Annotated in this window: 6 protein-coding genes; 3 read left to right on the top strand and 3 right to left on the bottom strand. The window is 57.8% G+C overall.

Annotated features, from left to right (window positions below; genetic code table 11):
- Nucleotides 1-179: 179 nt before the first annotated feature.
- Nucleotides 180-1,673: a CoA-acylating methylmalonate-semialdehyde dehydrogenase gene (locus tag AC07W5_RS29290; protein WP_494995081.1), complete on the bottom strand. Its 1,494-nt coding sequence runs from the start codon at nt 1,671-1,673 to the stop codon at nt 180-182.
- Between the two features lie 140 nt (nt 1,674-1,813).
- Nucleotides 1,814-3,163 (bottom strand): omega-aminotransferase AptA, encoded by a 1,350-nt coding sequence (aptA, locus tag AC07W5_RS29285; RefSeq protein ID WP_494995080.1) that lies wholly within the window; start codon nt 3,161-3,163, stop codon nt 1,814-1,816.
- Nucleotides 3,164-3,287: 124 nt separating this feature from the next.
- Here aptA and AC07W5_RS29280 point away from each other — a divergent pair, with 124 nt between their 5' ends.
- The 3 genes from AC07W5_RS29280 (at nt 3,288) to AC07W5_RS29270 (ending at nt 5,557) form a co-directional block, all read left to right on the top strand.
- Nucleotides 3,288-4,208, top strand: a complete 921-nt coding sequence (locus tag AC07W5_RS29280) for a LysR family transcriptional regulator (protein ID WP_494995079.1) — start codon at nt 3,288-3,290, stop codon at nt 4,206-4,208.
- 103 nt (nt 4,209-4,311) lie between these two features.
- Complete coding sequence (locus tag AC07W5_RS29275) at nt 4,312-4,962, top strand: TetR/AcrR family transcriptional regulator (protein WP_494995078.1); 651 nt, start codon at nt 4,312-4,314, stop codon at nt 4,960-4,962.
- Between the two features lie 13 nt (nt 4,963-4,975).
- The gene (locus AC07W5_RS29270; RefSeq protein ID WP_495024843.1) at nt 4,976-5,557 is read left to right on the top strand and encodes an IMPACT family protein; all 582 of its coding nucleotides are present in this window, start codon (nt 4,976-4,978) and stop codon (nt 5,555-5,557) included.
- A gap of 231 nt (nt 5,558-5,788) precedes the next feature.
- Here the strand turns inward: AC07W5_RS29270 and AC07W5_RS29265 are convergent, their stop codons facing one another.
- Complete coding sequence (locus tag AC07W5_RS29265; RefSeq protein WP_494995076.1) at nt 5,789-6,064, bottom strand: hypothetical protein; 276 nt, start codon at nt 6,062-6,064, stop codon at nt 5,789-5,791.
- Nucleotides 6,065-6,087 lie beyond the last annotated feature (23 nt).

Genomic DNA, 6,087 nt, shown 5'->3' with positions numbered 1-6,087 from the left:
TTTGTTTACCAAGGAGTTTTCCGTTTCGACTGCGCCGGAAGTGGGGCGAATTATAGGCTTCCAGATTCTGCCGTCAACCTCTATTTTCACAATTCTGTCATATGAGTCAAAAAGACCCTGAAAAGCAAAAGGCCGGTACCTTTTTTCAAATAAGGGAGCCGGCCGTTTTACTCTTCTACTTATAAGCTAGGGAAAGCGAACTGCGAAGCTTCGTGACTGGCACGTTGCGGCCAGCGCTGGGTAATTGCCTTACGGCGGGTATAGAAGCGCACACCATCCGGGCCATAAGCATGCAGGTCACCGAACAACGATCGCTTCCAGCCGCCAAAGCTGTGGTACGCCACTGGAACCGGCAGCGGTACGTTGACGCCCACCATCCCCACTTCAATCTCGTCGCAGAACAACCGGGCCGCTTCACCGTCACGGGTAAAGATGCAGGTGCCGTTGCCGTACTCGTGATCGTTGATCAGTTGCATCGCCTCTTCAAGGCTGTTCACTCGCACGATGCACAGCACCGGGCCGAAGATCTCTTCTTTATAGATACGCATCTCTGGAGTGACGCGATCGAACAGGCAGCCGCCGAGGAAGAAGCCCTCTTCGTGGCCCGTTACGCTCAGACCACGACCATCGACCACCAACTCAGCGCCGGAAGAAACCCCGTCTTCTATATAGCCACTGACTTTGTCGCGATGCTGACCGGTCACCAGTGGGCCCATGTCCAGACCACAAGAAGTGCCGGCACCGATTTTCAGCGCCTTGATTTGCGGCACCAACTTGGCGACCAATGCATCCGCCACCTGATCGCCGACACACACGGCCACCGAGATCGCCATGCAACGCTCACCGCAAGAACCATAGGCCGCGCCCATCAAGGCACTGACTGCGTTGTCCAGGTCTGCATCCGGCATCAGCACCGCATGGTTCTTCGCCCCGCCCAATGCTTGCACACGTTTGCCGCGCTTGGTGGCTTCGGCATAGATGTATTCAGCAATCGGAGTCGATCCGACAAAGCTAAGCGCTTTAACCTCTGGCGCTTCGATCAACGCATCCACCGCACCTTTGTCGCCGTGCACCACGCTCAACACACCTTTCGGCAAGCCGGCTTCTTGCAGCAGCTGGGCGATCAGCAGCGTTGAACTCGGATCACGCTCGGAAGGCTTGAGGATGAAGCAGTTTCCGCACACGATCGCCAATGGATACATCCACAGCGGAACCATGGCCGGGAAGTTGAACGGCGTGATGCCGGCAACCACGCCCAACGGCTGGAAGTCGGACCAGGCATCGATGTTCGGGCCGACGTTACGGCTGTACTCGCCCTTGAGGATTTCCGGAGCCGAGCAGGCGTATTCGACGTTCTCGATACCGCGCTTCAGTTCGCCAGCGGCGTCTTCCAGGGTCTTGCCGTGCTCTTCGCTGATCAACTGAGCGATACGCGCTTCGTTCTGCTCGAGCAGTTGTTTGAAGCGGAACATCACCTGAGCACGCTTGGCCGGCGGTGTGTTGCGCCATGCAGGAAAAGCAGCCTTGGCCGTGTCGATGGCTTTTTGCACTGTTTCGCGACTTGCCAGAGGAACCTTGTGAATCGGCTGGCCGGTGGACGGGTTGAACACATCAGCGCTGCGACCGTTGTCGGTCACCAGTTCGCCGTTGATCAAATGCTGGATAAGACTCATGCGGGGCTCCTGGAAAGTTGTCCACAGGCGCCCGACATGGGGCACCTGCTAAATAAAGATGGCTTTTTGTAGGAGCACGGCTTGCCGGCGATGGCGTCCTTGAGGCCCATCGCGAGCAAGCTCGGCTCCTACAGGCTGGATCAGTCGACTTTGTTCAGCACTTCGCCGACCGCGTCGAACAGGCGATCAAGATCCTGCGGCTTGCTGTTGAAGGTTGGGCCGAACTGTAAGGTGTCGCCGCCGAAGCGCACGTAGAAACCAGCTTTCCATAGCGCCATACCGGCTTCGAACGGACGCACGATGGCGTCGCCGTCTCGCGGGGCGATCTGAATCGCGCCTGCCAGGCCATAGTTACGAATGTCGATAACGTTCTTCGAACCCTTCAAACCGTGCAAGGCATTCTCGAAATGCGGCGCGACTTCAGCCACGCTCTGCACCAGGTTTTCCTTGTGCAGCAGATCCAGTGCAGCCAAACCAGCCGCGCAAGCCACCGGGTGCGCCGAGTAGGTGTAGCCGTGGGGGAATTCCACCGCGTATTCCGGCGTCGGTTGATTCATGAAGGTCTGATAAATCTCGGAACTGGCAATCACCGCGCCCATAGGGATTGCGCCGTTGGTGACTTGCTTGGCGATGCACATCAGGTCCGGGGTCACGCCAAAGCTGTCAGCACCGAACATCGAGCCGGTACGACCAAAGCCAGTAATCACTTCGTCGAAGACCAGCAGGATGTTGTGTTGATCACAGATTTCGCGCAGGCGCTTGAGGTAACCCTGAGGCGGAACCAGCACACCAGCGGAACCGGCCAGCGGCTCGACGAACACGGCGGCGATGTTCGAGGCATCGTGCAACTCGATCAGCTTGAGCAGCTCATCGGCCAGGGCAATACCGCCCTGCTCCGGCATTCCACGGGAATAGGCATTGCTCGCCAGCAAGGTGTGCGGCAGATGGTCGACATCCATCATTGCCTGACCGAACATTTTGCGGTTGCCGTTGACGCCGCCCAGACTGGTGCCGGCGATGTTCACGCCGTGGTAGCCACGGGCACGACCGATCATTTTGGTCTTGGTCGCCTGACCTTTCAGACGCCAGTAGGCACGCACCATCTTCACCGCGGTGTCAGCACACTCGGAGCCGGAATCGGTGAAGAACACGTGATTCAGGTTACCTGGGGTCAGCTCGGTGATTTTCTCTGCCAGCTGGAAAGACAGTGGGTGACCGTACTGAAAGCCCGGCGAGTAATCGAGGGTGCCCAACTGCTTTGCAACAGCTTCCTGGATTTCCTTGCGGGTATGCCCCGCACCACAGGTCCACAGACCGGACAACGAGTCATAGACCTTGCGGCCCTTGTCGTCGATCAGGTAGCTACCTTCTGCGGCAACAATCAGTCGCGGGTCGCGCTGGAAGTTGCGGTTGGCGGTGTAAGGCATCCAGTGAGCATCGAGCTTGAGTTGGCTGGCCAGGGAGACCGGAGCGTTTTCAGGCAAGTTCATGAGCAAAACCTCGCAGGGCAATAAGCGGCGTAGGGATCAAAAGCGTTCTTGCAGCTAAATTGCCACGGGGATAAAGTCGGTGAAATCCAACTTTTCTAACGTTCAGTCAGGCCAGCACTAAACTATGAGCAGTCGTCGCCCCGATCCGCTGGCGCAAGTCAGTGACTTTGATATCCGTCTGCTGCGCATATTTCGCAGCGTCGTCGAATGCGGCGGCTTCTCCGCAGCGGAAACCGTGCTGGGGATCGGCCGCTCAGCCATCAGCCAGCAGATGAGCGACCTTGAACAACGCCTCGGCCTGCGTCTGTGCCAACGCGGTCGCGCAGGGTTTTCTCTGACCGAGGAAGGACGCGAGGTCTATCAGTCGGCCTTGCAACTACTCAGTGCGCTGGAAAGCTTTCGCACCGAGGTCAACGGCCTGCACCAACATCTGCGCGGTGAGCTGACCATCGGCCTGACCGACAACCTGGTCACCCTCCCCCACATGCGCATCACCCATGCTTTGGCGCAGTTGAAGGAGCGGGGCCCGGACGTGCAGATTCAAATCCGCATGATCGCCCCCAACGAAGTGGAGCAAGGTGTACTCGACGGCCGTTTACATGTCGGTGTGGTGCCTCAGGCCAGCGCACTCTCGGGCCTGGAATACCAGCCGCTGTACAGCGAGCGTTCGCTGCTCTACTGCGCGGTCGGGCATCCGCTGTTTTATGTCGATGACAAACAACTGGATGACCAGCGGCTCAACAGTCAGGACGCCATCGCACCGACCTTCCGTTTGCCGTCCGAGATCCAGGCGCATTATCAGGCACTCAATTGCACCGCCAGCGCGTCGGATCGGGAAGGCATGGCGTTTCTGATTTTGACCGGACGCTATATCGGATACCTGCCGGACCATTACGCCAGCCTCTGGGTGCAGCAAGGCCGACTGCGCGCTTTGAAACCCAAGGCGCGCTTCTATGACCTGAGCCTGGCTTCGGTCACCCGCAAGGGACGTCGCCCTCATTTGGTATTGGAAAGTTTCTTGGAAAGCCTGGCGGCCACGCGGTAAAACCGAACGGCTTCGAGGCTTTTATGGTGACAAGGCTTGTCTGATTCTTGTGGGTGCGCTATCAACGCATTGGTTGCACCCACAGAACTGCTCGGAAACGTCCATGACCCTTGAAGTCCCAGCCCACACCGGCAAACCTGCCAGCCGAATTCGCCAAAAAAACGAAGACGCAATCATCAAGGCCGCCGAAGACGAGTTCGCTCGTCACGGGTTCAAAGGCACCAGCATGAACACCATTGCGCAGAATGCCGGACTGCCCAAGGCTAACCTGCATTACTACTTCACCAACAAGCTCGGGCTCTATGTGGCGGTGCTGAGCAACATCATCGAGTTGTGGGACAGCACCTTCAACACATTAACCGCCGAAGACGATCCGGCCGAAGCGCTGACGCGCTACATCCGCGCCAAGATGGAGTTTTCCCGCCGCCAACCGCAAGCCTCACGGATCTTCGCCATGGAGATCATCAGCGGCGGGGAATGCCTGAGCGAGCATTTCAGCCAGGACTATCGCGTCTGGTTCCAGGGCCGTGCAGGTGTATTTCAGGCCTGGATCGACGCTGGCAAGATGGACCCGGTCGACCCGGTAAACCTGATCTTTCTGTTGTGGGGCAGCACCCAGCATTACGCCGACTTCGCCACACAGATTTGTCGCGTGACAGGCCGCACCAAGCTGACCAGGCAGGACATGGAAGACGCTGGTAACAACCTGATCCGTATCATTCTCAAGGGCTGCGGCCTCAAGCCAACCCTTTAAAAGATCCTCGCACATGCCTTTTACCCTCGCCGGCCTTTGCGAATACCGCGAAGAAATTCGCAAAAGCCGCTTCATCGCCCTCGCTGCGCCGATCAGCAGCGCCGTTGATGCTCAGGCGTTCATCGAGCAGCACAGCGACTTGAATGCCTCGCACAATTGCTGGGCCTGGAAGCTCGCCGATCAATACCGCAGCAGCGACGATGGCGAACCGGGCGGCACTGCCGGACGGCCGATTCTGGCGGCCATCGAAGCGCAGGATTGTGATCAAGTAGCGGTAGTGGTGATTCGCTGGTACGGCGGCATCCAGTTAGGTACCGGCGGACTCGCTCGGGCCTATGGCGGCAGTGCCAACAAGTGCTTGCAAACCGCTGAACGAATTGCGCTGATCAGCCGGGTGCCGTTGCATTGCGCCTGCGGCTTCGGCGAATTGGCGCTGGTCAAACTACGGGTGGCCGAACTCGGGGGCCTGATGCTGGAAGAAACCTTCACCGCCAATGGCGTGGAGTTGCACCTGGCCGTAGGTGAATCACAGATCCAGACCCTGCAAACGCAACTGGCCGATCTGAGTCGCGGACGCATTCTGTTGCAGCGGTAAAAGGCTGCGATCTTTTGGGGCAAGACTTAATCCAAGTGTTTCCACGACTTGCCCACATCTGCTGTGCACCCGACTGTGGATAACCTGAGCACATTCCCCGCAACCCCTTTTGCAACGTGGCTTTGCGGCCATTGTTCATTTTTCGTCCAATCGCCCTTCTTCGGGATTAATCCCACTGAAAAACAATCAGTTAGAGCGGTTTATCGCCTTTAGAAGAAAGCCTTTCAGTGCTTATGCCTGGGCTTTTGGCTTGCGCACAAATACTGTGGAGCAATCTGTGGATAACCCGTGCAAGGCTGGCTCAGTCGCATAGGCAGCAACGCTCTCCGTCGGCTGCTCATTTTTTAACCAGTTCGATACGGGCGAAACCGGGGCCTTATCGACAGGCTTGCCCTGAAGTGGTGCCGGAGCAGGGATCAGTATATTGCGCGAGAGGCTGCGGAGCAGGCAGAACAACGACGACACCGGGTTTTCCTGACTCAATGGCCAGGAAATTGCTTTATCCACAGGCACAACTTCAATTGTCCCGA

It is taken from the genome of Pseudomonas sp. GW821-FHT01E05 (assembly GCF_059422425.1).
The sequence above is the reverse complement of the archived record's forward strand: the minus strand, read 5'-3'. Positions and strand labels throughout refer to the sequence as shown.

Coding starts and splice junctions, on each gene's coding strand:
- AC07W5_RS29290 (WP_494995081.1), bottom strand. CDS start 1,673: ATGAGTCTTATCCAGCATTTGATCAACGGCGAACTGGTGACCGACAAC.
- aptA (WP_494995080.1), bottom strand. CDS start 3,163: ATGAACTTGCCTGAAAACGCTCCGGTCTCCCTGGCCAGCCAACTCAAG.
- AC07W5_RS29280 (WP_494995079.1), top strand. CDS start 3,288: ATGAGCAGTCGTCGCCCCGATCCGCTGGCGCAAGTCAGTGACTTTGAT.
- AC07W5_RS29275 (WP_494995078.1), top strand. CDS start 4,312: ATGACCCTTGAAGTCCCAGCCCACACCGGCAAACCTGCCAGCCGAATT.
- AC07W5_RS29270 (WP_495024843.1), top strand. CDS start 4,976: ATGCCTTTTACCCTCGCCGGCCTTTGCGAATACCGCGAAGAAATTCGC.